28 protein-coding genes are annotated in these 26,604 nt (G+C 72.1%); 12 read left to right on the top strand and 16 right to left on the bottom strand.

Annotated features, from left to right (window positions below; all coding sequences use genetic code 11):
• Positions 1-22: 22 nt before the first annotated feature.
• The 4 genes from ACVW2K_RS12430 to ACVW2K_RS12415 are packed head-to-tail and all read left to right on the top strand — an operon-like array spanning position 23 to position 1,942.
• Complete coding sequence (locus ACVW2K_RS12430; protein ID WP_028637681.1) at positions 23-382, top strand: ArsR/SmtB family transcription factor; 360 nt, start codon at positions 23-25, stop codon at positions 380-382.
• On the top strand, positions 379-1,047 hold the full coding sequence (locus ACVW2K_RS12425; RefSeq protein WP_457202729.1) for an aquaporin: 669 nt from the start codon (positions 379-381) through the stop codon (positions 1,045-1,047). The genes ACVW2K_RS12430 and ACVW2K_RS12425 overlap by 4 nt, the downstream gene beginning before the upstream one ends.
• Positions 1,047-1,442 carry an arsenate reductase ArsC gene (locus ACVW2K_RS12420; RefSeq protein ID WP_457202728.1) on the top strand — a complete coding sequence of 132 codons (396 nt, stop codon included), beginning with the start codon at positions 1,047-1,049 and terminating at the stop codon, positions 1,440-1,442. The genes ACVW2K_RS12425 and ACVW2K_RS12420 overlap by 1 nt, the downstream gene beginning before the upstream one ends.
• A gap of 11 nt (positions 1,443-1,453) precedes the next feature.
• Positions 1,454-1,942, top strand: a complete 489-nt coding sequence (locus ACVW2K_RS12415; protein WP_197025343.1) for a GNAT family N-acetyltransferase — start codon at positions 1,454-1,456, stop codon at positions 1,940-1,942.
• A gap of 15 nt (positions 1,943-1,957) precedes the next feature.
• Here the strand turns inward: ACVW2K_RS12415 and ACVW2K_RS12410 are convergent, their stop codons facing one another.
• On the bottom strand, positions 1,958-2,248 hold the full coding sequence (locus ACVW2K_RS12410; RefSeq protein WP_457202727.1) for a YiaA/YiaB family inner membrane protein: 291 nt from the start codon (positions 2,246-2,248) through the stop codon (positions 1,958-1,960).
• A 98-nt stretch (positions 2,249-2,346) separates the two neighbouring features.
• On the opposite strand from ACVW2K_RS12410, the gene macS reads away from it, so the two are divergent.
• Both macS and ACVW2K_RS12400 read left to right on the top strand, forming a co-directional pair.
• A complete protein-coding gene (gene macS / locus ACVW2K_RS12405; RefSeq protein ID WP_457202726.1) occupies positions 2,347-3,477 on the top strand; it encodes a MacS family sensor histidine kinase in 1,131 nt (376 codons plus the stop codon).
• Positions 3,478-3,494: 17 nt separating this feature from the next.
• Positions 3,495-4,118 (top strand): response regulator, encoded by a 624-nt coding sequence (locus ACVW2K_RS12400; protein ID WP_036570504.1) that lies wholly within the window; start codon positions 3,495-3,497, stop codon positions 4,116-4,118.
• A gap of 5 nt (positions 4,119-4,123) precedes the next feature.
• On the opposite strand, the gene ACVW2K_RS12395 is transcribed toward ACVW2K_RS12400, so the two are convergent.
• The 4 genes from ACVW2K_RS12395 to ACVW2K_RS12380 are packed head-to-tail and all read right to left on the bottom strand — an operon-like array spanning position 4,124 to position 8,125.
• Positions 4,124-5,749, bottom strand: a complete 1,626-nt coding sequence (locus ACVW2K_RS12395; RefSeq protein WP_457202725.1) for an ATP-binding protein — start codon at positions 5,747-5,749, stop codon at positions 4,124-4,126.
• A complete protein-coding gene (locus ACVW2K_RS12390; RefSeq protein ID WP_457202724.1) occupies positions 5,742-6,512 on the bottom strand; it encodes an isoprenyl transferase in 771 nt (256 codons plus the stop codon). Before ACVW2K_RS12390 ends, ACVW2K_RS12395 begins: the two co-directional genes overlap by 8 nt.
• A gap of 12 nt (positions 6,513-6,524) precedes the next feature.
• Entirely contained in the window at positions 6,525-7,250 is a 726-nt protein-coding gene (gene recO / locus ACVW2K_RS12385) for a DNA repair protein RecO (protein ID WP_028637674.1), read from the bottom strand.
• A gap of 17 nt (positions 7,251-7,267) precedes the next feature.
• On the bottom strand, positions 7,268-8,125 hold the full coding sequence (locus ACVW2K_RS12380; protein ID WP_457202723.1) for an alpha/beta fold hydrolase: 858 nt from the start codon (positions 8,123-8,125) through the stop codon (positions 7,268-7,270).
• 23 nt (positions 8,126-8,148) lie between these two features.
• On the opposite strand from ACVW2K_RS12380, the gene ACVW2K_RS12375 reads away from it, so the two are divergent.
• Positions 8,149-10,896, top strand: a complete 2,748-nt coding sequence (locus ACVW2K_RS12375) for an ATP-binding protein (protein ID WP_028637672.1) — start codon at positions 8,149-8,151, stop codon at positions 10,894-10,896.
• Positions 10,897-10,911: 15 nt separating this feature from the next.
• On the opposite strand, the gene leuA is transcribed toward ACVW2K_RS12375, so the two are convergent.
• From leuA to ACVW2K_RS12360, 3 genes are all read right to left on the bottom strand, one after another.
• Complete coding sequence (gene leuA / locus ACVW2K_RS12370; RefSeq protein WP_457202722.1) at positions 10,912-12,627, bottom strand: 2-isopropylmalate synthase; 1,716 nt, start codon at positions 12,625-12,627, stop codon at positions 10,912-10,914.
• Positions 12,628-12,783: 156 nt separating this feature from the next.
• Entirely contained in the window at positions 12,784-14,205 is a 1,422-nt protein-coding gene (locus ACVW2K_RS12365; RefSeq protein WP_457202721.1) for a SpoIIE family protein phosphatase, read from the bottom strand.
• A gap of 34 nt (positions 14,206-14,239) precedes the next feature.
• A complete protein-coding gene (locus ACVW2K_RS12360) occupies positions 14,240-15,421 on the bottom strand; it encodes a zinc-dependent alcohol dehydrogenase (RefSeq protein WP_457202720.1) in 1,182 nt (393 codons plus the stop codon).
• 220 nt (positions 15,422-15,641) lie between these two features.
• Here ACVW2K_RS12360 and ACVW2K_RS12355 point away from each other — a divergent pair, with 220 nt between their 5' ends.
• The 5 genes from ACVW2K_RS12355 to ACVW2K_RS12335 are packed head-to-tail and all read left to right on the top strand — an operon-like array spanning position 15,642 to position 19,329.
• The gene (locus ACVW2K_RS12355; protein WP_457202719.1) at positions 15,642-16,490 is read left to right on the top strand and encodes a sigma-70 family RNA polymerase sigma factor; all 849 of its coding nucleotides are present in this window, start codon (positions 15,642-15,644) and stop codon (positions 16,488-16,490) included.
• A complete protein-coding gene (locus ACVW2K_RS12350) occupies positions 16,487-17,188 on the top strand; it encodes a GAF and ANTAR domain-containing protein (RefSeq protein ID WP_457202718.1) in 702 nt (233 codons plus the stop codon). The genes ACVW2K_RS12355 and ACVW2K_RS12350 overlap by 4 nt, the downstream gene beginning before the upstream one ends.
• A gap of 12 nt (positions 17,189-17,200) precedes the next feature.
• Positions 17,201-17,683: a flavodoxin family protein gene (locus ACVW2K_RS12345; protein WP_457202717.1), complete on the top strand. Its 483-nt coding sequence runs from the start codon at positions 17,201-17,203 to the stop codon at positions 17,681-17,683.
• Positions 17,684-17,722: 39 nt separating this feature from the next.
• Complete coding sequence (locus ACVW2K_RS12340) at positions 17,723-18,508, top strand: septum formation family protein (protein WP_457202716.1); 786 nt, start codon at positions 17,723-17,725, stop codon at positions 18,506-18,508.
• Positions 18,505-19,329, top strand: a complete 825-nt coding sequence (locus ACVW2K_RS12335; protein ID WP_457202715.1) for a septum formation family protein — start codon at positions 18,505-18,507, stop codon at positions 19,327-19,329. Before ACVW2K_RS12340 ends, ACVW2K_RS12335 begins: the two co-directional genes overlap by 4 nt.
• A gap of 84 nt (positions 19,330-19,413) precedes the next feature.
• Here the strand turns inward: ACVW2K_RS12335 and ACVW2K_RS12330 are convergent, their stop codons facing one another.
• The 8 genes from ACVW2K_RS12330 to ACVW2K_RS12295 all read right to left on the bottom strand — a co-directional run bounded on the left by ACVW2K_RS12330 (position 19,414) and on the right by ACVW2K_RS12295 (position 26,602).
• On the bottom strand, positions 19,414-19,797 hold the full coding sequence (locus tag ACVW2K_RS12330; RefSeq protein WP_457202714.1) for a nuclear transport factor 2 family protein: 384 nt from the start codon (positions 19,795-19,797) through the stop codon (positions 19,414-19,416).
• Complete coding sequence (gene era, locus ACVW2K_RS12325) at positions 19,797-20,726, bottom strand: GTPase Era (protein WP_457202713.1); 930 nt, start codon at positions 20,724-20,726, stop codon at positions 19,797-19,799. The genes ACVW2K_RS12330 and era overlap by 1 nt, the downstream gene beginning before the upstream one ends.
• Before the next feature lie 7 nt (positions 20,727-20,733).
• Positions 20,734-21,498: a siderophore-interacting protein gene (locus tag ACVW2K_RS12320; protein WP_457202712.1), complete on the bottom strand. Its 765-nt coding sequence runs from the start codon at positions 21,496-21,498 to the stop codon at positions 20,734-20,736.
• A 191-nt stretch (positions 21,499-21,689) separates the two neighbouring features.
• Positions 21,690-22,949, bottom strand: coding sequence for a class I SAM-dependent methyltransferase (locus tag ACVW2K_RS12315; protein ID WP_457202711.1), 1,260 nt, complete (start codon positions 22,947-22,949; stop codon positions 21,690-21,692).
• A gap of 2 nt (positions 22,950-22,951) precedes the next feature.
• Complete coding sequence (locus ACVW2K_RS12310; protein WP_457202710.1) at positions 22,952-24,307, bottom strand: FAD-binding oxidoreductase; 1,356 nt, start codon at positions 24,305-24,307, stop codon at positions 22,952-22,954.
• A gap of 36 nt (positions 24,308-24,343) precedes the next feature.
• Positions 24,344-24,937 carry a TMEM175 family protein gene (locus ACVW2K_RS12305; RefSeq protein ID WP_457202709.1) on the bottom strand — a complete coding sequence of 198 codons (594 nt, stop codon included), beginning with the start codon at positions 24,935-24,937 and terminating at the stop codon, positions 24,344-24,346.
• Between the two features lie 20 nt (positions 24,938-24,957).
• The gene (locus ACVW2K_RS12300) at positions 24,958-25,323 is read right to left on the bottom strand and encodes a cytidine deaminase (RefSeq protein WP_457202708.1); all 366 of its coding nucleotides are present in this window, start codon (positions 25,321-25,323) and stop codon (positions 24,958-24,960) included.
• Positions 25,316-26,602 carry a hemolysin family protein gene (locus ACVW2K_RS12295; RefSeq protein WP_028637659.1) on the bottom strand — a complete coding sequence of 429 codons (1,287 nt, stop codon included), beginning with the start codon at positions 26,600-26,602 and terminating at the stop codon, positions 25,316-25,318. Before ACVW2K_RS12295 ends, ACVW2K_RS12300 begins: the two co-directional genes overlap by 8 nt.
• Positions 26,603-26,604 lie beyond the last annotated feature (2 nt).

Raw genomic sequence — 26,604 nt, 5'->3', positions numbered from 1 at the left:
CGAGATCTGTCAATATCGACGCATGTCGAAGTCTCTGCTCGAGCTGACGCCGGTGCAGGCGGTCGCCTGCTGCTCCCCCGTGACCCGCGAGCCGCTGTCCGCTGACGCCGCCGAGCGGATCGCTCCGCTGGTGAAGGCGATCGCGGACCCGGTCCGGCTCCGGCTGCTCTCGCTGGTCGCCTCGCACGCGGACGGCGAGGCCTGCGTGTGCGACCTCAACGACGCCTTCGAGCTGTCCCAGCCCACGATCAGCCACCACCTCAAGCTGCTGCACGACGCCGGCCTCCTGGACCGGGACAAGCGCGGCGTGTGGGTCTACTACCGCGTGAACGCCACCGCCCTCGGCGACCTCGCCACGCTCCTCGGCGGCGTCACCGCGTGACGGCGCTGGTCCGGCGCGCCGTCGCCGAGCTGGTCGGTACGGCGTTCCTTCTCGCGGCCGTGGTCGGCTCCGGCATCGCGGCGCAGCGGCTCTCGCCCGGGGACACCGGGCTCCAGCTCCTCGAGAACAGCGTCGCCACGGGCGCGGTCCTGGTCGCGCTGATCCTGGCGCTGCAACCCGTGTCGGCGTCGTTCAACCCCCTGGTCACCCTGGTCGAGCGGGCCCTCGGGCGCGTCGACACCCCGACCGCGGCGGCCCTGGTCGTCGCCCAGCTCGTCGGCGGCCTGCTGGGCGTCGTGGTCGCCAACCTGATGTTCGACCTCGACGCCGTGTCGGTGTCCGGCCACGAGCGGGGCGGGTCCGGCCAGCTCCTCGGCGAGGTCGTCGCCACGGTCGGGCTCGTGCTCGTCGTGTTCGGGACGCTGCGCTCGCCGCGCATCGAGACGGTGGCGTTCGCGGTCGGCGGCTACATCGCGGCGGCGTACTGGTTCACCAGCTCGACGAGCTTCGCGAACCCGGCCGTGACGGTCGCGCGGATGTTCTCCGACACCTTCGCCGGGATCGACCCGGGCTCGGTCCCGGCGTTCGTCCTCATGCAGCTCCTCGGTGGCGTCGTCGGCGCGGCGCTCGTCGTCCTGCTCCACCCCACTCCCCAGGAGGCCTGATGCCGGTCCCGACCGTGCTGTTCGTCTGCGTCCACAACGCCGGCCGCTCGCAGATGGCGGCCGGGTACCTCCGGCACCTCGCGGGCGACCGGGTCGCGGTGCTGTCCGCCGGGTCGCGGCCCGCCGACCGGGTGAACCCGGTCGCGGTCGCGGCGATGGCGGAGGAGGGCATCGACATCGCCGGGGAGTCGCCGAAGCTGCTCTCGGACTCCGCAGTCCGCGAGGCCGACGTCGTGGTCACGATGGGCTGTGGGGACGAGTGCCCCTTCCACCCCGGCAAGCGTTACGAGGACTGGGTCCTCGACGACCCGGCCGGGCAGGGCATCGAGGCGGTGCGGCCGATCCGCGACGAGATCCGCCGCCGCGTCGAACGGCTCGTCGCTGAGCTGGCATGACGGTTGAGCCGATGACCCGGGAGCACTGGCCCGAGGTCGAGCGCATCTACGCCGAGGGCATCGCCACCGGGCACGCGACGTTCGAGGCCGAGCCGCCGTCGTGGGAGCAGTTCGACGCCGGCAAGCTGCCCGGCCATCGCCTGGTCGCCGTCGAAGGTGGCCGGGTGGCCGGCTGGGCGGCCGCCTCCCCGGTCTCCGACCGGTGCGTGTACGCCGGGGTCGCCGAGCACTCCGTGTACGTCGCCGCGGCGGCCGCCGGCCGCGGCGTCGGTCGACGACTGCTGGAGGCCCTCGTGGAGTCGACCGAGGACGCCGGCATCTGGACCCTGCAGTCCGGGGTGTTCCCGGAGAACGCCGTGAGCCTCGCCCTGCACGACTCGGTCGGGTTCCGGGTGGTCGGGACCCGTGAGCGGGTGGCCCTGATGTCGTACGGGCCGCTGGCCGGGCAGTGGCGGGACGTGGTCCTCATCGAGAGACGCAGCGACCGGGTCGGCAGCTGAGCGACGACGAGCCGGTCAGCCGACCTGCTTCCACGGGTCGTGGTCCGCGAGGATCCGGTCGACGCGGGCCTGGTCGAGCCGGGAGACGACGTACTGGCTCTCGTGTGCGTCTCGCACGCACTTGGCGAGGCTGAACGCCGAGGTCGTCAGGAAGACCGTGCCGAGTGCCAGGAAGGCCTTGGGCCAAGGGTCCGCCGGCAGGTAGTAGACGGCGGCGAGCATCGTGAAGAGGGCCAGTCCGAACGCGATGGCGGACTGGGCGTAGAAGGCCGCGGTGTTCTTCGGGGTGGGTGCCTGGGATTCCATGCCCCCAGCCTCGGCCGGACCGCGACGCCCCGGCATCCGCACGGATACTCAGATCGTTTGCGACACTGCCGCGTGTGAACGCGTGGAGGGCCTGGAGCATGCCGGCAGCCGTCGCGGTCAAGGACCGGTTGTTCCTGGCGGTCGCGGTGCTGCGCGTGGTCCTGCTCGGGAACGCCGTGCTGCTCAACATCTGGCACGCCGAGGAGCTGCAGCGGCCGGCGGCGGGCGTGGCCTGCCTGGTGCTGATGACCGCCTGGACCGGCATCGCCACCTGGGCGTACGCCGAGCCCCGGCGGCGGACCTTCCGGCTGCTCGCCGCGGACCTGGGCATCGCGATGGGGCTGCTCCTCGTGTCCCCGCTCGTCAAGGACGACGGGGTCACCTCCAGCGTGCCGGGCTTCTGGGTGATCGCGGCTCTCGCCGCCTGGGCGATCCAGTACCGCGCGGCCGGTGGCCTGGCCGCGGGCGCGCTGCTCGCCGGCGCGGACCTCGCGCGGCAGGAGGTGGATGCCTCCGACTACGGCAACACCTTCCTGCTGCTGGTCGGTGGCGCCATTCTCGGCTTCATGTGCCAGTCGCTGCAGGAGATGGCGACCGAGCGTGACGTCGCGGAACGCGCTGCCGCGGTGGCCGCCGAGCGGGCCCGGCTGGCCCGGGCCGTGCACGACGGCGTGCTGCAGGTGCTCGCCCTGGTGCAGCGGCGCGGCCGCGAGCTGGGCGGTGACGGCGCCGAGCTCGGGCGGTTGGCCGGTGAGCAGGAGCACGCGCTGCGGGCGCTGATCCGCGAGCAGGACGAGGTCAGCGTCGCCGGCGGCGACACCGTGGACGTGGGCGCCGCGCTGACCCGGCTGGAGCGCCGCGACCAGGTCACGGTGTCGACGCCTGGCGTCCCCGTCGAGCTCCCCGCGGCCACGGCGCTGGAGCTGGTCGCCGCGACGAGCGCGTGCCTCGACAACGTGCGCACCCACGTCGGGACGGACGCGCCGGCCTGGGTGCTGCTCCAAGCGTTCCCCGACCGCGTCGAGGTCTCGGTACGCGACGACGGCCCCGGCATCCCGGCGGGCCGGCTCGACGAGGCGGCCGCCCAGGGCCGGCTCGGGGTCGCGGAGTCGATCCGGGGGCGGATCGCCGACCTCGGCGGCACCGCCGACCTGGTGAGCGGTGACTTCGGCACCGAGTGGGAGCTCGTCGTACCGCGACCCGGCGCCGGCCTGGGGTCGGCACCGTGAGCGACGCGGTGCGCGTGATGGTCGTCGACGACCACCCGATGTGGCGCGACGCGGTCGAGCGCGACCTCGCGGCGGCCGGCCTGGAGGTGGTGGCCGTCGCGGCCACCGGGCGCGAGGCGCTCGCGCGGTTCCCCGCCGCCCGGCCCGACGTGGTCGTGCTCGACCTGCAGATCCCCGAGCCCGACGGCGTAGCGGTCACGGCCGCCATCGCCCAGCAGGACCCGGACGTCAGGGTGCTGATCCTCTCCGCCTCCGGCGAGCAGGCGGACGTGCTCGCGGCGGTCAAGGCCGGCGCCACCGGCTACCTGGTGAAGTCGGCCTCCCGCGAGGAGCTGCTCGACGCCGTACGCCGGACCGCCGACGGCGACCCGGTCTTCACGCCGGGCCTGGCCGGGCTCGTGCTGGGCGAGTTCCAGCGCACCTCGGACAGCCCGGACGACCCGCGGCTCACCGACCGGGAGACCGAGGTGCTCAAGATGGTCGCCAAGGGGTTGTCGTACCGGCAGATCGCCGAGCGGCTCGTCCTCTCCCACCGCACCGTCCAGAACCACGTGCAGAACACGCTGCGCAAGCTGCAGATGCACAACCGGGTGGAGCTCACCCGCTACGCGATCGAGCGCGGCCTCGACGCCGACGGCTAGCCGGCCTACTGCGGGAGTCGCACCACGAACTCGCTGCCCACGCCGAGCTGGCTGTGCACCTCGACGCGACCGCCGTGAGCCTCCACGATCGACCTCGTGATGCTCAGGCCGAGGCCGACACCCTGGATCGCGCGCTCCTCGGCCTCGCGGGTGCGGAAGAACCGGGTGAAGAGCCGGTCCCGGTCGGCGGCGTCGATCCCGATGCCGTCGTCGGCGACCGACAGCACGACACCTCCGGCGTCCGTGCCGAGGCGGACCCGGACATGGCCCTCGCGGCGGGAGTACTTCACGGCGTTCGAGAGCAGGTTGTCCACGACCTGGGCCATCCGCTCGGCGTCGACGTTCGCGGTCAGCGTGTCCGGGGCGTCGACGGCGATGGTGACCTGGGCCCGGCGCGCGGCCGGGCCGGCGGCCTCCACACATCCGCGGACGACGGCCGCCAGGTCCGTGTGCTCGCGCACCACCCGCATCGGGCCCTCGTCGTTCTGCGCGGTGTGCAGCAGGTCCGACACCAGGCGGGTGAGCCGGACCGTGTTGCGGGCCACCACCTCGAGCTGCGCGACAACGTCGGTCGGGAGGTCGTCGCGCTCGAGCAGGATGTTGACGTACCCGTTGATCGAGGTGAGCGGGGTGCGGAGCTCGTGCGACACCGAGGCCACGAACTCGTCCTTCACCCGCAGCGCGCGCATGAAGTCGGTGACGTCCTTGTACGCCAGGGCGGCCCCGGCGAACGCGCCGCGGTCGTCCTCGACCCGGCGCGCCGACACCGACAGGGCCCGCCTGGTGAGCGGGTCGTTGCCGACCCAGATCCGGATGTCGGCGAACTCCTCGCCCCGGCTGGCGCGGTACGTCGGCATCTCGTCCCGGGCGAACAGCGTGCTGCCGTCGCCGCCGTACACGAGGCCGAGCTGGCCCGCCGTCCCTGCGTGGCCCGCGGGATAGGCCAGCCGCATGAAGTCCTCGTGCCGCTTGTTCATGCCCTCGTACGCGCCGGTGCGGTCCAGGAGCACCAGCCCGACGTCGACGGTGTCGAAGATCGCCTCCGAGATCCGGCGCTGGTGCGCGATCACGTCCATGCCGGCCCGCACCTGGTCGAGGGCCGACGCGATCGCGAACGCCGCCCAGCCCGCCACGACGGGGATCAGCACCGCCCGGGACAGGTTCACGCCGGTGAAGCCCAGGAAGACCAGGCTCGGCAGCGCGAGCAGCAGGGTGGTGCCGAGGACCGCCGCGACCGCTCCGCGGCGACCGAACTGGCGGCCCAGCCACAGCGCGGGCACGACCGCGAGGATGCCCGCGCCGCCGCCCTGCTCGTCCATCCGGGACAACCCGAGCGCCGCGAGGTCCAGCATCGGCAGCAGCCCGACCGCCCAGGGCGGTAGGCGCTCCCAGGGCACCGCCACGGCGAGCACGGACGTGATCGCGGTGAGTGCCAGCCCGACCGTCGGCCACATCCCCACGTCGAGCGGCGACCCGTTCCCGGCTGCCCGCAGCGTCAGGTCGAGGACGTAGAGGAGCGCGAAGACCCCCTGCAGCACCCCCGGGTCCGGCTCGTCGGTGAAGAGGAGCCGTTGCCGCAATCCGAGCAGCCGCCGTTCGAGGTGCCCCACGCCGCCTCCCGGGTCAGCCATCTGCTCCGCCGTACCGCCGGTCGCGGCGGGCGTAGAGCTCGACGGCGTTCCAGAGGTCCCGGCGGTCGACGTCCGGCCAGAGCACGTCGGTGAAGACCAGCTCGGAGTACGCCGCCTGCCAGAGCATGAAGTTCGAGAGGCGCTGCTCCCCCGACGTCCGCCAGACCAGGTCGGCGTCGGCGACCTCAGGGACGTAGAGGTGCCGGGCGAAGGTCTTCTCGTCGACCTTCTCGGGGTCGAGCCGGCCGGCGGCCACCTCCCGCGCGATCGACCGTGCGGTGTCGGCGATCTCGGCGCGACCGCCGTAGTTGACGCACATCGTCAGCGTGAGGACGTCGTTCCCGCGGGTGAGCTCCTCGGCGACCTGGAGCTCCCGGATGACCGATCTCCACAGCCGCGGCGCCCGGCCGGCCCAGCGGACCCGGACCCCGAGCTCGTGCATCTCGTCGCGGCGGCGCCGGATCACGTCCCGGTTGAAGCCCATCAGGAACTTGACCTCGTCGGGCGACCGCGACCAGTTCTCGGTCGAGAACGCGTAGGCGGAGATCGCCTTGACGCCGATCTCGATGGCGCCCTCGACGACGTCGAACAGCGAGTGCTCGCCCTGCTCGTGGCCCTTGGTGCGCGGCAGCCCGCGATCCTTGGCCCAGCGCCCGTTGCCGTCCATCACGATCGCGACGTGCCGTGGCACGAGGTCCTTCGGGATCGCCGGCGGCCGCGCGCCCGAGGGGTGCGGGGTCGGTCGTCGTACGGCACGTCTCACGGTCGCAGCCTCTCAGCGCTCGACGTACACGAGGGACTTCAGGGCCCGTTCCAGGTGCCAGGCGAGGAACGCCGCGACCAGGCCGCTCGCCTCCTTGAGGTTCCGCGCCGGCGCGACGTCGACGACCGCCCAGTCGCCGGCCAGCAGGGCGCCGAGCAGCGCGAGCGTCTCCGGGGAGGGACTCGCCGAGCCGGGCACCCGGCAGGTGGCGCAGACGACGCCGCCCATCGAGGGGTTGAACCAGCGGTGTGGGCCCTCGGTGCCACACCGGGCGCAGTGGTCGAACGAGGGGGCCCAGCCGGCCACGGCGAGCGAGCGCAACAGGTAGGAGTCGAGCACCTGGCCCGGGGCGTGCTCCCCCGCCACCATCGCCCGCAGCCCACCGACGAGCAGCAGGAACTGCTGCACCGACGGCTCCCGCTCCTCCGACACCAGCCGGTCGGCCGTCTCCAGCATCACGGTGCCCGCGGTGTAGCGGTCGTAGTCGAGCCCGAGGCCCTTCGAGAACGGCGTCAGCGTCTCGGCCTGGGTGATCGTGTCCAGGTTGCGCCCCTCCGCGAGCTGGAGGTCGACGTGCGTGAACGGCTCGAGCCGCGAGCCGAACCGGGACGTGGTCCGGCGCACCCCCTTCGCGACCGCCCGGACCCGGCCGTGCTGGCGGGTCAGGAGCGTGATGATGCGATCGGCCTCACCCAGCTTGTGGGTGCGGAGCACGATCGCCTCGTCACGGTAGAGCACCTCGTCATTCTGCCCGGTCAGGCGCCGGTACGACGTCTGCGACGCGGCGTCTTCCAGCAGCCGGCGACCAGGCCGACCGCCGCGCGGTCGAGTCGCTCCGGCGTCAACCGCCACTCGAGCGCCGAGCTCGCACGCACGAACGTGCCCTTCGGGAGCTCGTCGGCGAGGGTGAGCGCGTCGCCCAGCGGACGCACCGGGTCGAACGGATGACCGACGACCAGGGCCGGCACCGAGATCCGGCGACGCTCCTTCGACGCCGGGGCGGCGCGACCGAAGAACAGCCCGTGCAGCAGCGCCGCGAGCGCGTCGGCCCGCTGGTCGCACGCGTCCAGCGCCACCCCGGCCCAGAACGGGACGACGCCGCGCGGGACCGGACGGGTCAGCCGGCGCAGCAGCGACACCGAGTGCGGCAGGAACCGGGCCGCGAGCAGCAACGGGCCGAACACCAGGATCCCGGCCTCGACGCCGTTGTCGAGGATCGGCGCCTCGACCACCAGGCCACGCACCCGCTCCGGGGCGATCACGGCCGTCTCGAGCGCGACGTTCGCGCCGAGGGACGTGCCGCCCACGACCGCCTGCGCCGCACCGAGGTGGTCCAGGAGGGCGACCACCTGTTCGGCGTACTCCGTCACCGAGTAGGCGTGCGGGTCGGCCGGCCGGTCGGAGCGACCGTGGCCGAGCGGATCCAGGGTGACGACGTGCATGCCCTCTGCGGCGAGCGCGTGCGCGAGCGGCTGCTGCATCCGCCGCGGCACCAGCTCGGCGGGCAGCAGGACGACCCACGCGTCGCCCGATCCGTACTCGGTGTACTCGAGCCGGTCGCGGCCGGAGTCCGACTCGACGAAGAACTGGCCGATCCTCTCCGACACCAACATGCCTCCCACCCTAGGGTGTGCCCATGTCGAACTCGGGTCGCGGCCAGCTGAGCCGGACCGCGGCAGGGCTGCTCCTCGTCGCCGTCCTCGTCGCCGGCGTCGCGGCGGTCGACCTCGCGCCCGACGGCTCCCCGGCAGCGTCGTGGTGGCCGGCGGCCGGGCTCGCCGTGATCCTGCTCGGCCTGGCCCCCCGCTCCTGGTGGTGGTCGCTCGTGCCCGCCATCGCCGCCGTGTCCGTGGCCGCGAACATCATCGGCGACCGGCCACTCGACCTCTCCTGCTGCTACGCGGTCGCGAACGCCGCGGAGGCGGTCGTGGTCGCGTCGTTCCTGCGCCGCGGCGGTCGGACCACGCTGCCCGAGCTGTCCACGGTCGACCAGCTGGTCGGCCTCCTCGTGGCGGCGGTCCTCGGCGGCCTCACCATCGCGACCATCGCCGCCGGGGCCGTCGAGGTCCTCGGGGACGGGACCTTCGCGCTCACCTGGCGGGCGGTCTTCGCATCGCACACCGCCTCGGTGCTCGTGATCCTGCCGCTGGTGATGGCGCCCGCCGCACGCCGGTCGCGACGGTTCACCTGGGAGCTGCCGCTCCAGGTAGCAGTGCTGGCCGCCGTGACCGTCCTGGTCTTCGCCCCCGACCAGACGTTGAGCCTGGAGTTCGTGCCGCTGCCGCTGCTGATCTGGGCCGCGCTGCGGTTCGACGTGCGCCTCGTCGCGTGGGAGCTCTTCGGCTTCGCGGTCGCGATCACGGTCCTCAGCTCACGCGGCTACGGCACCTTCGCGTTCGACAACCGCCGCGGGGAGCTCAGCGCGTTCGGGATGGGCGCGATCGTGCAGGCGTACGTCGTGGTCTCGGTCCTGATGACGCTGCCGCTCGCCATCGGTGTCGCCCAGCGACGCAGCAGCGAGCAGCTGTTCCGCCGGAACTTCACCGAGTCGGTGGTCGGCATGGTGCTGATGCGCAGCGGCTCCCGCCTGTTCGAGATCGTCGACATGAACGACGCCGCCGCCCGCCTCCTGGGCGGCCCGGCGGGCGTCCTGGGCCGGCAGCTCGACGAGGTGCTCACGACCAGCGAGCCGCTCGAGCTCGTCGCGGCGCGGATGCTGGCCGGCAACCTCGACGGCTGGCGTGGCCAGACCCACCTCCGCGACCGGCCGGCCGCCCGCGTCGACGTCCTCATCTCGCTGCTCGGCACCGACCCGACGCCGACGTTCGCCGCGCAGCTGCTCGACGTCACCACGGAGTACGACGCCCGCCGTCAGATCGAGGCCGCCGAGAAGCTCACCAGCGCGACCCTGGAGACGACGGCGGCGCTGATCCTGGTCACCGACCTGTACGGCGAGGTCGTGCGCGTCAACGGCGCCACCACCGCGCTGACCGGGTTCGACGAGGACGAGCTCGTCGAGGTGGAGATCTGGGACGTCCCGTTCGCTCCCCCCGGCTCCGAGGGCTACCCGGCCGGCCTGCCCGAGACCGTCGAGGCCCAGGTGAGCCGCGAGACCGATGTCGTGACGAAGACCGGTGAGCGCCGCCGGGTGCTCTGGAACACCAGCTACGTGCGGGACGAGCGGGACCGGCCCACGCACGTGGTGCTCACCGGCACCGACATGACGGCCGAGCGCACGGCCGCGGGCCTGAACCGGCACCTCCTCGAGGCGGCGATCACCACCGCGCTGATCGGCATCGACCCGCACGGCCTGATCACGCTGTTCAACGCCGGCGCCGTGAACCTGCTGGGCTACGACGCCCAGGACACCGTCGGCACGCCGTTCGTCGACCTGCTCGACCCCGACGAGCTCGCCGAGCGCTCGGGGGGCGCCACGGGCGAGGACGCCTTCGGCCGGCTGGTCGCGGCCATCGGCGGCGGCGGGGAGACCGCCGCGCGCGACTGGACCTGGATCGGCGCGGACGGGCGACGACACACCGTCTCGATGACGCTGAGCATCGCTGCCGACCGGATCGCGGCACGGATCGGGTACCTCTGCGTGGGCCGGGACGTCACCGAGGCGCGGGCCAGCCAGGAGATGCTGATCGCGGCGCTGGACAAGGAGCGGCACGCCGTCCAGCGGATGCGCGAGCTGGACACGGCGAAGAACGACTTCGTCTCGACCGTGAGCCACGAGCTCCGCACGCCGGTGACCAGCATCGTGGGCTACACCGAGATCCTCGAGGACGGGTCGCTGGTCGCCCCGGCCGAGGAGCAGCGGCCGCTGCTGGAGAGCATCGCCCGCAACGGCCGGCGGCTGATCATGCTGTGCGACGACCTGCTCACGCTCAGCGGCCTCGACTCAGGCGCCACGCGCTGGGAGCGGGGCGCGTTCGACCTGGCCTCCATCGTGGCGGGGGCCGAGGACGCCGTACGCGCGCAGCTCAGCGGACGCGACCTGACCCTGGAGGTCGCGACGCCGGAAGGGCCGGTGCCGGTGGTCGGCGACCAGGTGCAGCTCGAGCGGGCGCTCACGAACCTGCTCAGCAACGCGATCAAGTTCACCGAGGACGGCGGCCGCATCGAGGTCGCGGTGGAGGCCCGCGACGGCGAGGCCCGGCTCACGGTCACCGACACCGGCATCGGCATCCCCGTGGCGGAGCAGGAGCGGCTGTTCCAGCGGTTCTTCCGGTCCACGACCGCTCAGGAACGCGCCATCCAGGGCACGGGCCTCGGCCTCTCGATCGTGAACGCGGTCGTGGCGGCCCACGGGGGGCGGATCGACGTGCGCTCCGCCCACCTCGAGGGCACCACCTTCACGATCAGGTTCCCGATAGCGCGGTGAGCCAGAGGTCCCCGCTCACCGCGCGGGCGCGCGGTTGACCGCGCTGATCACCGCCTTGAGCGACGCGGTGACGATGTTGGCGTCGACCCCGACGCCCCAGTAGACGTTGTCCCGCACCAGGCACTCGACGTACGCCGCCGCGAGGGCGTCACCGCCGGACGACAGCGCGTGCTCGGCGTAGTCCAGCACCCGGACGTCCCAGTCCTGTGGAAGGTCGTTGATCGCTCCGACGAACGCCGAGAGCGGGCCGTTGCCCTCGCCGTGCAGCGACATCAGCTCGCCGTCGACGTACACGTTCACGTCGAGCGCGTCCTTCTCCCCCGCGGCCGACGAGGTGTGCACGGAGTTGAGCTTCAGCGGCGTCTCGCGGTCGAGGTACTCGGCGGAGAAGACCGACCAGATCTGGTCCGGGGTCATCTCGCCTCCCTCCGCGTCGGTGCGCTCCTGGACCACGCGGCTGAACTCGATCTGCGCACGGCGCGGCAGGTCGAGCTTGTGCTCGGCCTTGAGGATGTAGGCGACGCCGCCCTTGCCGGACTGGCTGTTGACGCGGATCACCGCCTCGTAGGTCCGGCCCACGTCCTTCGGGTCGATCGGGAGGTACGGCGCCTCCCACGGCAGCCGGCCGACCGGCACGCCCTGCTCCGCGGCCCGGCGGTCGAGGTCCTCGAGGCCCTTCTTGATCGCGTCCTGGTGCGAGCCCGAGAACGCCGTGTAGACGAGGTCTCCGGCGTACGGGTGCCGCGGGTGGACCGGGAGGTTCGTGCAGTACTCGACGGTGCGGCGGATCTCGTCGATGTCGGAGACGTCCACCATCGGGTCGATGCCCTGGCTGAAGAGGTTCATCGCCAGTGTCACGAGGTCGACGTTGCCGGTGCGCTCGCCGTGGCCGAACAGGCAGCCCTCGACGCGGTCGGCCCCCGCCATCATCGCGAGCTCGGTGGCGGCGACGGCCGTGCCGCGGTCGTTGTGGGGGTGCAGCGAGATCACGGTGTTCTGCCGACGGGTGAGCTGACGGGAGAACCACTCGATCTGGTCGGCGTACACGTTCGGCGTCGCGACCTCGATCGTCGCCGGGAGGTTGAGGATGATCTCGCGGCCGTCGTCGGGCTGCCACACGTCGGAGACGGCCTCGCAGACCTCGACCGAGAACGGCAGCTCGGTGCTGGTGAAGATCTCGGGGCTGTACTCGTAGCCGATGACGGTCGCGTCGAGGTAGCTCTCGATGTTCTTCATCACGACCTGGGTGCCGCGGACCGCGATGTCCTTGATCTCGTCCTTGCTGGCGCGGAACACGACGCGGCGGAAGAGCGGGGCCAGCGCGTTGTAGAGGTGGATGTTGGCCCGGGGTACGCCGACCAGCGACTGGACGCTGCGCTCGATCAGGTCCTCGCGGGCCTGGGTGAGGACCGAGATCGTCACGTCGTCCGGGACATGGTCGCCCTCGATGAGCTGGCGGACGAAGGAGAAGTCGGTCTCGCTCGCGGCCGGGAAGCCGACCTCGATCTCCTTGTAGCCCATCGAGACCAGCAGGTCGAACATCTTCATCTTGCGGGCCGGGCTCATCGGGTCGATGAGCGCCTGGTTCCCGTCGCGCAGGTCCGTCGAGAGCCAGCGGGGTGCCTCGGTGATGGCCGCGGAGGGCCAGGTCCGGTCGGCGAGGTCGATCGGCGGGAACGGGCGGTACCGCTGGAACGGCATGCCGCTCGGCTTCTGGGGAGGGATCGTCATGGGGAGCCTGCTTCCGAAGTGGTCGGTGGGAACCGGCGCACGCACTCACTCCGCAGCGAGGGGGTCCGGCTCTGCCCTACCAGCTGGGGCGGCTGACCTCGCTGCGGCAGCGAAGGAGGAGGCTGCGCAACATGACCCGGCCACCATAGCCGAGTTTCACGACTCGTAGGACAGCCCGACCACATCGAGGACGTGCCGGGCCGGCGACCCGACCGGGGCGAGCAGCTCGACTGGACCGGCCGCCCGGGCATCGAAGAGGACCTGCACCGCCGCGCTCGTGAGCAGGTCCACCGCGGTGAGGTCGAGGCTGACGGGCCGGGTTCCGGCGGCGGTGACGCGGTCCAGCATGTGCCGCAGCTGCTCGGCGCCCCGGAGGTCGATCGTCCCGCCCAGCCGCAGCAGGCCGTCCGTGTCCTCGATCGCGAACGGCTGCACGCCGTCGGTCCTGCTGGGCGCCGAGGAGCGCAGCAGCACGGCCGGGCGGCCGGCCCGGTGCCTGCCGACCGCCCGGGAACCCGCGTCCCCGCGCTCGATCCGGAGCGCGTCGAGCAACCCCCTCGCCATGGCGAGGCCCCGCCCTCGCGAGGACGTCCGGCGGTCCTGCCATCTGCCGTCGTCGGCGACCTCGACGTGCACGAGGCCGTCGGTCCCGAGCGCGACGCGGAGCCGGACCTCGTGGCCGCGTCCCGGATCCGGGTAGGCGTGCTCCACGGCGTTGCTGACGAGCTCCCCGACCGCGTGCAGCAGCGCCATCCGGTCGAGCTCGCCGACCCGCGCCGCCTCCAACCAGTCGTCGAGCTCGATCCGGGCCACCCGCACCGTGTCCGCGACCGCGGGCAGGGCCAGCACCAGGTCCGGGAGCGGAGGCACCGGCTGGAGCGCCAGCACCGCCACGTCGTCGGCGTACCCGGTGCTGCCGGTCAGCGACTCCACGGTCCGCCGGCAGACCCGCTCGACCGCCGGCTCGTGGGAGTCCATCACCTCGCTCTGCGCGGCGGCGTCCTCGACGGCCCGCAACACCTCGGCCGCGCCCTCGGCGGGTGCGCGCCCGGCTCGCTCGAGCAGTCCGTCGGAGTACAGGAACAGCACGTCCCCGGTCGCCAGCCGGCGCGACGTGACCCGGAAGCCCCGCCCCGACCGCAGCGGGCCGCACCCGGTGCCGGCGAGGTACGACGCCTTGCCGTCACTGACCACGACCGGCGCCGGGTGCCCCGCCGTGCAGTACACCAGCTCACCGGACGTCGGGATGAGGACGCAGACGCACATCGTGGCCGCGCTCGCCTCCGACATCCGGCCCGCGCGCCGGTCGAGCGCCTCGAGCGCGAGCACCACGTCGCCGTGCTCGCGCATCGACTCCTCGAACAGGACCCGCAGGCCCGCCATCGCCACCGCGGCGTCGACGCCGCGACCGACGACGTCCCCGACGGCGACGACGAGGCGCCCGTCGTCGAGCACGAACGCGTCGAACCAGTCGCCACCGGCACTGTCCCCGGCCACCAGGTAGAGGGCCGCGGTCTCGGCACGCTGGGTGACCGGCACCCCGGCAGGGAGCAGCGCGTCCTGCAGGTGCTCGGGCACCTCGATCACCTCATCGAGACGTCGGCCAGGTCGGTCAGGGCGTGAACAGCACCTTGATCATGCCGTCCTTCTTGTCCCGGAACGTGGCATACGCCTCTGGTGCCTCGGCGAGCGGCAGCCGGTGGGTGGCGAACGACTCGACGCCGAGCACGTCCTCGTCCCGCCCGAGCAGCTCGAGGATGTCGTCGGTCCACGCCCGCACGTTGGCCTGCCCCATCCGCACCTGCACCTGCTTGTCGAAGAGCTGCAGGAGCGGCAGCGGGTCGGCGGCGCCGCCGTACACGCCGGAGATGGAGATCGTGCCGCCGCGGCGTACGGCCTCGATCGCGGTGTAGAGGGCGGCGAGCCGGTCCACGCCGGCGTTGGTCATGACCGCACCCTGCACCTTCTTGGGGAGCAGACGGAGCGCCTTCTGCGCCGTCTCCGCCACGGGTGATCCGTGCGCCTCCATGCCGACCGCGTCGACGACGCTGTCGGCCCCCCGGCCGCCGGTGAGCTCCCGGACCCGCTCCGCGACGTCGTCGACCTCGCTCATGTCGATGACCTCCGCGCCACGCTCGGCCACCCGTTGCAGGCGCTCGGGCACCTGGTCGACCACGATCACCCGGTGCCCGCGGTGCAGCGCGATCCGCGCCGCCATGTCGCCGATCGGGCCGGCACCGAGCACCAGGAGCGTGCCGCCCTCGGGCACGTCGGCGTACTGGACGCCCTGCCAGGCGGTCGGCAGCACGTCGGAGAGGTAGACGAACCGGTCGTCGGAGGGGCCCTCGGGGACCCGGACCGGCAGGAAGTCGGCGAACGGCACCCGCAACAGCTCCGCCTGCCCGCCCGGCACCTGGCCGTAGAGCTTGCTGTACCCGAACAGGCTCGCGCCCGTGCCGTGCTCCCTGTTCTGCGTCGTCTCGCACTGGCTGTAGAGCTTGCGCTCGCACATCCAGCAGGAGCCGCAGGAGACGTTGAAGGGCACCACCACCCGGTCGCCGACGTGGAGGTGCTGCACGCCGGAGCCGACCGCCTCCACGATGCCCATCGGCTCGTGCCCGACGACGTCGCCGGGCGTCATGAACGGGGTCAGGGGATCGTAGAGGTGCAGGTCCGACCCACACAGGCCCGTCGTCGTGATCCGCACGATCGCGTCGGTCGGGTCCTGGATGGTCGGGTCCGGGACCTCCTCCACGCGCATGTCCTGCCGGCCCTGCCACGTCACTGCCTTCACGAGCTGCCTCCTGAGCGGGTGGGTCTGGTGTGCGGCGGAGGTACCCGAGGTCCGTGGGCCGAAACGGTTTCACCGGGCCACGGTGGGGTACGGGACCCCTGTCGCCCACTCGCGGACCCCGGTCCCACCAGGCGCGACGTAGCCTCACCAGAGACGGACGAACCTCCTTGCTGGAGCAGACGGCAGGGCACACCATCACTCTCGCGATGGAGTCGCCACCATGTCACTCAGCTCGTCGCTCAGCTCGTCCCCCAGCACCCTCGCCGTTCCGGCCCTCTCGACCTCCGCCGCCACCTCCTCCGACTGCGGGCTGACACGCGCCGAGCGTGCCGAGCAGACCCGGGCCCTCCTGCAGGAGGTCGCCGCCTGCACCGACCCGCAGCGGGCCGCCGAGCTGCGCGAGCGGGTCGTCGTCATCAACCGCGGCGTCGCCGAGGCGGTCGCCGCCCGCTACCGCAACCGGGGGGTGCCCATCGAGGACCTTCACCAGGTGGCGTTCGAGGGGCTCACCAAGGCGGTCATGCGCTTCGACCCGGCGCTGCGCAACGACCTGCTCACCTACGCCGTACCGACGATCCGCGGCGAGCTCCAGCGCTACTTCCGTGACCAGGGCTGGATGGTCCGCCCGCCGCGGCGGATCCAGGAGACGCAGTGGCTCCTCAACCTCGCCGTCGACCGGCTGAGCCACCAGCTCGGCCGTGCGCCGGAGCCGCACGAGGTCGCGGAGGAGCTGGACCTCTCGGTCGAGGAGTACCGCGACGCGGTGGCGGCCTTCGGGTGCTTCCAACCCGCGTCTCTCGACCAGCCCACCTCGGCCGACTCGATCACTCCCGTGGGTGACCTGCTGGCGGCCGACGACGAGGAGAGCAGCGCCATCGAGGCACGCGTGGCGCTCGCGCCGGTCGTCCGTCGGCTGCCCGAGCGGGACCGGCGCATCCTGTACCTGCGCTTCTTCGAGGACCGCACCCAGGAGGAGATCGGCCAGGACCTGGGTGTCACCCAGATGCAGGTGTCCCGGCTGCTGACCCGCATCCTCGGCACCCTCCGGGACGAGCTGCAGGCGGGATGACCGACCAGCACCGCCTCGCGGCGCGCTTCGCCGAGCTCAGTGGTGACCTCCTGGGCGAGTCCGACGAGGACACCACGTTCGACTCGGTGGTGAAGCGCGCCGGGGAGGTGGTCCCCCGGTGCGCGCACGCCAGCATCACCCTGCGCACCCGGCGGGGCCGGGCGGAGACGGTCGCGGCGACCGACGCGTTCGTCGAGAGGCTCGACGCCGTGCAGTACGCGGTCGGTCAAGGACCTTGCCTCGACGCGGCCTTCGAACGGGCCGACGTCGTCGTCGACGACGCCGCGACCGAGGCCCGGTGGCCACGGTGGAGCACCCGGGCGCGAGGACTCGGGGTCGTCGCGATGATGGCGATCCGGCTGCAGACCGACGCTCAGACGCTGGGGGCGCTCAACCTGTACTCCGACGAGCCGGGCAACTTCTCGGGCGAGGCCGGCGACGTCGCGCTGATCTATGCCGCCCACGCGACCGAGGCGATGAGCAAGGCGCGCCTGGTGACGGGGCTGCGGGCTGCGCTGGAGTCGAGGCACCTGATCGGCATCGCGCAGGGCGTGCTGGCGGTCCAGTACGACATCTCCTACGAGCGGGCGTTCGAGGTCCTGCACCGCTTCTCCAACGACCGCAACCGCAAGCTGCGCGAGGTCGCCGAGGAGGTGGCGCGCACCAAGGCGCTGCCCGTGGACGCGCCCGAGGTGTGACAGCCTGACCGCATGGCCCGGCTGCTCGTCGTCCATCACGCTCCGACCGCAGCCGTGCGCTCCCTGGCGGACGCGGTCGTGGCCGGTGCTCACGACGACGGCATCGAGGGCGTGGACGTCGTGGTTCGCGAGGCCTTGTCGGCGTCGGCGGCGGACGTGCTGGCCGCCGACGGCTACCTCCTCGGCACGACCGCGAACTTCGGGTACATGAGCGGCGCCCTGAAGCACTTCTTCGACACGACCTTCCTCGAGGCCGGCGGCGCCCTGTCCGACGACGGCTCCGCTGCGGCGACGCGCAGCGGCCGGAAGCCGTTCGGGCTGTGGGTCCATGGTCGGTACGACACGACCGGCGCGGTCCGCTCCGTGCTCGCGATCACCGGCGCGCTCGCCTGGAGCCAGGCAGCCGAGGTGCTCGAGGTGCTCGGCGACGTGGACGACGAGGCCCGCGCGTCGGCGTACGACCTCGGCGGCACGCTCGCCGCGCTGCTGAGCTGAGGCAGGTACGATCCGGCTGATCCAGCCCGAGGAGATCCAGTGCCAGTCGTCCCGCGTCGCGCCGGCGTCGCCGTGCTCGTCCTGGCGGCCCTGGTGCTGGTCGGCTGCGGCGACGAGAAGGCGCCCGTCGACGAGAAGCCGCCGGAGCTGGGCGCCTGCCGCGACCTGTCCCCCGACGACGTGGAGCAGCCGAGCAACACGGCGGAGCCGGTCGACTGCGCATTGCCCCACACCGCCGAGACCTACGCCGTCGGACAGCTCCCGGACCAGTTCGCCGACGCGGACTGGGACGACGAGGACCTCGGTGCCTGGGCGTACACGACCTGCTCGAAGGCGTTCATGGACTTCCTCGGCGCCGACGACAGCCTGGTGATGCGGACCGTCGTCAGCTGGGCGTGGTTCCGGCCGACGAAGGACGCGTGGGACGGCGGCGCCCGGTGGTACCGGTGCGACGTGGTCGGTGGCGGCGAGCAGAGCAAGGACTACGTCGACCTCCCGACGACCGCCAAGGGCCTGCTCCTGGGGCGCCCCCAGGACCGCTGGATGGTGTGCGCCGACGGCCCCACCGTCGCGGGCTCGGTGAAGGTCCCGTGCACCGACCCGCACCAGTGGCGCGCGGTCACGACGATCTCGCTGGGCGAGGCCAAGGACGACTACCCGGGCGACCGGCTGGTCGAGGTGACCACGCGCGACTTCTGCTCGAAGTCCGTCGGCGCGTGGCTGAACTACCCCGTCGACTACGACTTCGGCTACACGTGGTTCCACCAGGCCGAGTGGGACGCGGGCAACCGGAGGTCGGTGTGCTGGGCGAAGACCGACCGGTGAGGATCCTCGCCGTCGTCCTCCTGCTGCTCGGGCTGACCGCCTGCACCGGCAGCGACGAGCCGTCGTCCGCGCCGACGTCGTCCGCCCCGTCCACGCCGTCCTCGTCGACACCGCCCCCGCGCGCGACGCCGGCGCCCGTGCCCGCGGCGAAGGCGTGCTACGCCCTGACGTACGACGAGGCGGTAGCTCCTACCACCACTGCGTCCCCCGTCCCCTGCGAGGGGAAGCACACCACGGTGACGTACGCCGTCGGGCGGCTCGACACCCTCGTCGACGGGCACCTGCTCGCGGTCGACTCGGACCGGGTGCAGGCGCAGGTGGCGAAGGAGTGCCCGGCCCGGTTCGGCTCGTTCGTCGGCGGCACCGTCGAGGACCGGCGGCTCTCGATGCTGCGTCCGGTCTGGTTCACGCCCACGGTCGAGCAGTCGGACGCCGGTGCCTCGTGGTTCCGCTGCGACGTCGTCGCGCTCGCGACGGACGGCGAGCTGGCGCAGCTGTCCGGCCCGCTGGCCGGCGTACTGTCCACCGACGCCGGCAAGGACCGCTACGGCATGTGCGGCACCGCCTCCCCCGGCACGCAGGGGTTCGCGCGGGTGATCTGCTCGCAGGCGCACTCCTGGCGCGCGATCGCGGTGGTGCCGTTCGCACCCGGGGCGTACCCGGGAGCCGAGAAGGTCCGCGCCGCCGGCCAGTCGCCGTGCCAGGACGCCGGTGCCGCCGTCGCCCCCGACACGCTCGACTACCAGTGGGGCTACGAGTGGCCGACCGCGGAGCAGTGGCAGGCCGGGCAGACGTTCGGGCGGTGCTGGGCGCCGGACTGACGTCGTCGGTGGGGTCGGGGTAGTCCTCCTGGCGATTCCTCAGCTTCACCCTGGGACCCGGGCGAACCCAGCCAGCGGGCCGCCTCAGCGCGTCAGCTCGGCCGCCATCAGCTCCATCAGCTTCTGGAGCCCGGTGAAGGGCCGGACCATCACGGTGAAGTCGGTGAGCCGGCCGTCGGGACGCCAGGTGAGCATGTCGACGCCGTGGACGGTCCGCCCGTCCAGCGAGGCGGTGAACTCGAGGACGGCGGAGTCGGCGGCGTACCACTCGCGGACATAGATGAGCGTGGGACCGAGGACGGTGATGGCGGCGGAGAGGTACGCCGTGGTCAGGGCCCTGCCCTCCTGCGGGGTGTGCACGGCGGGCGAGCGGAAGACGACGTCGTCGGCCAGCAACGCGTCTAGCCCGGCAGGGTCACGGGAGGACGCGACCGAGTGCCAGGCGAGGAGGGGTGCCGGGCGGGTCATCAGAAGCCGAGCTTCCGGAGCTGCCGCGGGTCGCGCTGCCAGTCCTTGGCCACCTTGACATGGAGGTCGAGGTAGACGGGCGTGCCGAGCAGCGCCTCGATCTGCTGGCGCGCGGTGCTGCCGATCGTCTTCAGCCGCGAGCCCTTGGGACCGATCATGATGCCCTTCTGGGAGTCGCGCTCGACGTACAGGTTGGCGTGGATGTCCAGGAGCGGCTTGTCCTCGGGACGGTCCTCCCGCAGCCGCATCTCCTCCACCACGACCGCGACCGAGTGCGGCAGCTCGTCCCGCAGACCCTCGAGCGCCGCCTCGCGGATCAGCTCGGCGGCGAGGATCTCCTCCGGCGCGTCGGAGAGGTCGCCGTCCGGGTACAGCTGCGGACCTTCGGGCAGCAGGCCCACCAGGAGGTCCTGGAGCAGCCCGACCTGGCTCCCGGACGTCGCCGACACGGGCACGATCTCGGCCCACTCGACGCCGGTGCCGGCACCGAGCGCCTGGATGTCCAGGAGGTGGGCGCCGATCTGCTCGGGGGTCGCGAGGTCGGTCTTGGTGGCGATCGCGACCTTCCGGGTCCGCTTGACCTTCGCCACCTCGTTGACGATGAACCGGTCGCCCGGCCCGATCTTCTCGTTCGCGGGCAGGCAGACCGCGACCACGTCGACCTCCGCGAGGGTGGTCTTCACCAGGTCGTTGAGCCGCTCGCCGAGCAACGTGCGCGGCCTGTGCAGCCCGGGGGTGTCGACCAGGATCAGCTGCGCGTCGTCGCGGTGCACGATGCCGCGCACGACGGTGCGCGTGGTCTGCGGCTTGTCGGAGGTGATCACGACCTTCTGGCCGACCAGGGCGTTCGTCAGCGTCGACTTGCCCGCGTTCGGGCGGCCGACGAACGACACGAACCCGCTCCGGTGCCCGCTCTGCTGCTCGCTCATCTGGTGCTCATGACTCCCTCGCCTCGTCGTACTCGGCCCAGATCTGCTCGTCGGTCCTGCCCGCCGCCTTGCCGACCCGCCAGATCGGGCCCGGGTCGACGGCGCGCGGCTGGCGCTGGGCCACGCCGCGCCAGTAGCCCATCACGTCGTACGCCGAGGAGGGCAGCCGCCGGTCGCGCATCAGGTGCTTGCGGATCGCCCGCATCTGGGCGGACTCCCCGGCCATCCAGAAGTACCCCTCGCCGGCCGGCCAGTCGATCGCCTCGACGACGGCCGCCAGCCCGCTCTCGCCGGGCGCCGGTGGCGACAACCAGGTGACGTCGCCCGGGAGGTACGACGACAGGTCGTCCGGCACCTCCGCCCAGATCCGCGTCGGCACGTCGACGGTCGCCGAGATCCGCGCCATCGCCGGCAGTGCCGTGAGGTCACCGACCAGCAGCAGCCACGCCGCGCCCACGGGCATGTCGAAGGAGCCCTTGGGCTCGGTGATCGTCACGGTCTGACCGACCACGTCGAGCTGCGCCCACTCGGTGACCAGGCCGACCTCGTGCACGACCACGTCGAGCACCAGCTCACCGCCCGACCAGGACCGCACCGTGTAGTAGCGGCTCTGGAACTGGCCGGGCACGACCAGGCCGACCCACTCGTCCGGGATCCCGGTCGACTCGAACGACGCGAGGCCGGCACCGCCGAGGACCAGCCGGACCAGGTGCGGCGAGAGCTGCTCGCGGCGCAGCACCTCCGCGGCGTACTGCTGGGCCCTCGTGCTCACCGCCCCACGCTACCGGGCGTCGTCGCTCCGACCCCGGACCAACCCCTCGTCGGTCGGGTAGCGAGCGCCGACGAGCGTGTCGAGACCGCCACTTCTGTCTCGATACGCCGGTCCCGAGCTCGTTCCTCGCTCGGGCGGCTACTCGACCTGGCTGCCGGGTCCTGGACCTCGCGAGCTCGGTCCAGGGCAGCTCAGAACTCGTGGCGGAGCGGGTACCCGCTCGCGCCGTTGCCCTCGGTGTTCGTCGCGAGGACGTGGTGCAGCTGGATCTCGTTGCGCTCGAACCCCAGCCGGGAGCCGGCCATGTACAGGCCCCACACGCGCGCGGTGCCCTCACCGACCTCCTCGACGCAGGCGTCCCAGTTCTCCTGGAGGTTGCGGCACCAGCCGGCCAGCGTCTTGGCGTAGTGGACCCGGAAGTTCTCGTGGTGCTGCACCTCGAGCCCGGCGTTCTCCACCGCGGTCACGATCGTGCCGGAGCCGATCAGCTCGCCGTCGGGGAAGACGTACCGGTCGATGAACGCCCCGGTGTCGGTCGGCTTGTTGTGCTGACGAGTGATGCAGTGGTTGAGGAGCCGGCCCTGGGGCTTGAGGTGGTCGCGGATCCAGGAGAAGTACGACGGGTAGTTCTTCACGCCGATGTGCTCGGTCAGCCCGATCGACGAGATGGCGTCGAAGCCCGTCTCCTCGACGTGCCGGTAGTCCATGAACCGGACCTCGGCGAGGTGGTCGAGCCCCTCCTCCTTGATCCGGTGCTGCGCCCACGCGGCCTGCTCGCGCGACAGCGTGACGCCGATCGCGTGCACGCCGTACTCCCTCGCGGCGTGGCGCACCATGCCGCCCCAGCCGCAGCCCAGGTCCAGCAGTCGCTGGCCCTCCTGGAGGTCGAGCTTGCGGGCGACCAGGTCGTACTTGGTGAACTGCGCCTCCTCGAGCGTCGCCTCCTCGGTCGGGAAGACCGCGCAGGTGTAGGTCATCGACGGACCGAGGACGTGCTCGTAGAACGCGTTCGAGACGTCGTAGTGGTGGTGGATCGCGTCGGCGTCGCGGCCCTCGGAGTGCCGGAGGCCCTCCACGATCCGGCGCCACCGGGGCAGCGTCTCCTGCGGGGGCGGGGCCGGCGGCCGCAGGCTGGAGAGGCCCACTGCCCGCAGCAGCTCGACCGCCTCGCTGGGCGACGGCCGGCGGAGCTTGAGCCCCTTCTGGAGCAGCCGCATGGCCTCGTACGGGTCGCCGGGGTGGACGCCCTCGATGTCCAGGTCGCCGCTGACGTAGGCGCGCGAGAGCCCCAGGTCGCCCGGCGCGGTCACCAGGTAGGCGAGCCCACGCTGGTTGCGCAGGTGGAACTGGAACGGCGCGTCCTCGGGTCCGGTCGAGCTGCCGTCGTACGCCGTGAAGCGCAACGGCAGCGGCTCCTGGAGCAGTCGCTCGAACGCCTGGGCAATGGACATCGTCACTGTCTCTTCACCGCCTTGTCGTAGAGGCTGGTCAGCCGGTCGTCGGGGTCGTAGCGCCCCTTCACGGCGGCGAGGTTGGCGCCGTCGTAGAGATCGTCGAAGGTCTCGCGGTCGTAGAACGCCTCGCTGTAGAGCGACTTGTGGCCGCCGAGCTCGTGCACCTTGGCCTCGATGGCCCGGTTCCTGGATCCCTCGAGGGCGTCGGGCCCCACGTGCACGGTGCCCCAGAAGCCGACGTTCACGTACAGCGAGCCGGGCTCCAACGGGTACGTCGGCCAGTCCCGCATCGCCTTGCACGGGCACAGCCACACCGGTCGCATGCCGACGGCCTCGTCGAACCACTCGAGGAACTCCGGGAGCCGGTCCACCGGCACCTCGACGTCCTGGATCACCCGTTCGCGCAGGGGCTTGCCCTGGCGCCGGTCGAGCCAGTCGGCGAAGCCGATCCGCCGGTCCAGCCCGATCAGCTTGTGGTAGACGTCCGAGCGCCGCCAGCGCTTCGGCCAGAGCCGGCGGATCCTCGGGTTCTGCACGCCGAACGCGCCCGAGCACCAGAACCAGTCGGTGTCCCAGCGCCACAGGTAGTCGTACATCGTGAGCAGGTCGGTGTCGCGCTCCTGCAGACTCCGGTAGTAGATCTGCTGGCCCGTGTAGTCGCTGGTCGCGCCGCCGTCGCCGGACCAGGTGGCGAGCGTCAGGTAGTACTCCCCCGGACCGAACGCGACACCGTCGATCCCGTCCACGCGCACGCCGTCGTACGTCGCGCTCTCCGTGATCTGCGCGATCGACTTGGCGAGCAGGCCGAGGTCGTCGAAGCGCACGTGCCGCAGGTTGACGTACCCGGGCACCGCCTCGAGCTCGATCCTCAGCCTGGTCGCGTAGCCGAGCGAGCCGTAGGAGTTGGGGAACGTGTCGAACAGGTCGTCGCCGGGACGGCACGTGACCACGTCGCCGGAGCCGGTGAAGACGTCCATCTCGAGCACCGACTCGTGCGGCAGCCCGCTGCGGAAGCTGGTCGACTCGATGCCGAGGCCCGTGACCGCCCCGCCGAGCGTGATGGTGCGCAGCTGCGGGACGACGTACGGGATCAGTCCGAAGGGCAGCGTCGCGTCGACGAGGTCCTCGTAGGTGCACATGCCCTGCACGTCGGCGGTGCGCGCATCGGGGTCGACCGCGATCACGCCGTCGAGGGCGGACACGTCGAGACCGGGCGCCGAGGTGGCCGTCCGCGGCCTGAACAGGTTCGAGGTCTTCTTCGCCAACCGCACCGGGGCGCCGGGCGGGATCTCGGCGTACGACGAGCGCAGACGATCGACGGCATCTTCGTGCGCACGCCAGCCCAGCAGACTCACGGACGGAAACTTACTCCTGTCGCGCGCCGGTGCCACCTAGGTGCTGCTTCCGTGGGTCGCGACGAACGACTCCATCCGCCGGTCCGGCACCAGCCACATCGCTGCCACCGCCGCGTAGAACACGAGCGCGAGCCAGACCACGAGCCAGATCGCGGCGACGATCCCGGCGAGGTAGAGGACCGGCGACAGCTTGCCCTTGTAGTCACGGCCGAGGGCCTCGCGCAGCACGCCGTCGTCGCCCTCGGCGCGCAGGATCGCCAGCTGGAGCGCGTAGTAGGCGATCGCGGCGGCGAGCAGGTTCACCCCGTAGACGACCACCGGCGTCTGGGCGAGCCCGGTCTCGTCCATCCACTTCGTCGTGAACGGGTAGAGCGAGAGCCAGAACAGCAGGTGCAGGTTCGCCCACAGGACGGTGCCGTCGATGCGGCGCACGAGCTGGAACAGGTGGTGGTGGTTGCTCCAGTAGATGCCGATGTAGACGAAGCTCAGCAGGTAGGTGAGGAAGCTGGTCGCGGAGTCGGCGAGGTCCGAGAGCGCCGGACCGTCCGGCGAGCGGAGCTCCAGCACCATGATCGTGATGATGATGGCGAGCACGCCGTCGCTGAACGCCTCGAGTCTGCTGGTGGGCATGGCGGCATTCTGGCAGCCCGTCAGGTCGTGACGGTCTCCGCCAGCGTTCCCTTCACGTCGCCGCGGTGCACGACGACACCAGCGCCGCCGAGGTCCCGCAGTGCGGCCAGGTCGGTGTCCGGCACGGCCGGCTCGCCGGTGAGCAGGACAGCGGCCTCCAGGCTCTTCGAGCCTGACGCGACCGCCATCGCGACGCAGACACCGACCGCGGACAGGTGCAGCGACGGGAGGGCGACGGTGGCGCCGGCGTACGTGCGCCCGTCCGCGTCGCGTACGGCGGCGCCCTCGGCCGCGCCCGTGCGGGCGCGGGTGGCGCGGGCCAGCGTCACCAGCTTGCGGTCCTCCGCCGACAGCTCGGCCGGCAGCTCTGCCGGGAGATCACTCATGGCCGTCCTCCGACTCGTCGTTCCCGGGCACCCGCGCGATGAGCACGGTGCCGATCTTGTTGCGGCGGCCGGACGTCGCCTCGGCCTCGAACCGCAGGCCGTGCGCCTCGACCCACGAGCCCGGGATCGGCACCCGGCCCAGGTGCTTGGCCATCAGACCGCCCACGCTGTCCACGTCCTCCTCGTCGACCTCGAAGCCGAACAGCTCGTCGAGGTCGTCGATCGGGTAGCGCGACGACACCCGCACCGCGCCGTCGTCGAGCGGCTGGACGTCGACGGTCTCCTCGTCGTACTCGTCCGTGATCTCGCCGACGATCTCCTCGAGGATGTCCTCGATGGTCACCAGGCCGGCGGTGCCGCCGTACTCGTCGACGACGACCGCGATGTGCTGGCGCATCGCCTGCATCTCCGAGAGCAGCGCGTCGGCGGGCTTCGACTCCGGCACGAAGTGCGCCGGCCGCATCACCTCGTCGATGCGCTGGGTGAACTCCACGTCAGGGGCCTCGAAGTCCCGGCGCACGGTGTCCTTGAGGTAGGCGATGCCGACGACCTCGTCGAGGTTCTCCCCGATCACGGGGACGCGCGAGTAGCCGCTGCGCAGGAAGAGGGAGAGCGCCTGGCGGAGGTTCTTGTAGCGCTCGATGTAGACGACGTCGGTGCGCGGCACCATCACCTCACGGGCGATCGTGTCGCCGAGCTCGAGGACGTCGTGGATCATCTTGCGCTCGCCGGACTCGATCACGGCGGACGCCTCGGCGAAGTCGACCAGCTCGCGCAGCTCGGTCTCGGTCGCGAACGGTCCCTCGCGGAAGCCCTTGCCGGGCGTCAGCGCGTTGCCGACCACGATCAGCAGCCGCGGCAACGGGCCGAGGACCGCGGTCACCGACGCCAGTGGCGCCGCGGAGACCAGCGCCACCCGCTCGGAGTGCTGCCGCCCCACGGTCCGGGGGGCGACCCCGATCGCCACGAACGACAGCACCAGCATCACGCCGATCGTGGTGAGCACGGTCGGCCACCAGGCGTCGTACGCCGCATGCAGCTCGAGCGTGACGAGCACGATCGCCGCGATCTCGCAGAACAGCCGCAGGAGCAGCGCGGTGTTCAGGTTGCGGGGCAGGTCGTCGAGCAGCACGACGAGCCGCCGGGAGCCGGCGCGGCCCTCGGCCTGCAGCTCCTCGGCGCGGGCGCGGGAGAACGTCGAGAGCGCGGCGTCGGCCGCCGAGAACAGCCCGGCGAGGACCACGAGGGCCGCCGCGACGAGCAGCAGCCAGACGTTCACTG

It is taken from the genome of Nocardioides sp. HB32, from assembly GCF_054058995.1.
The sequence above is the reverse complement of the archived record's forward strand: the minus strand, read 5'-3'. Positions and strand labels throughout refer to the sequence as shown.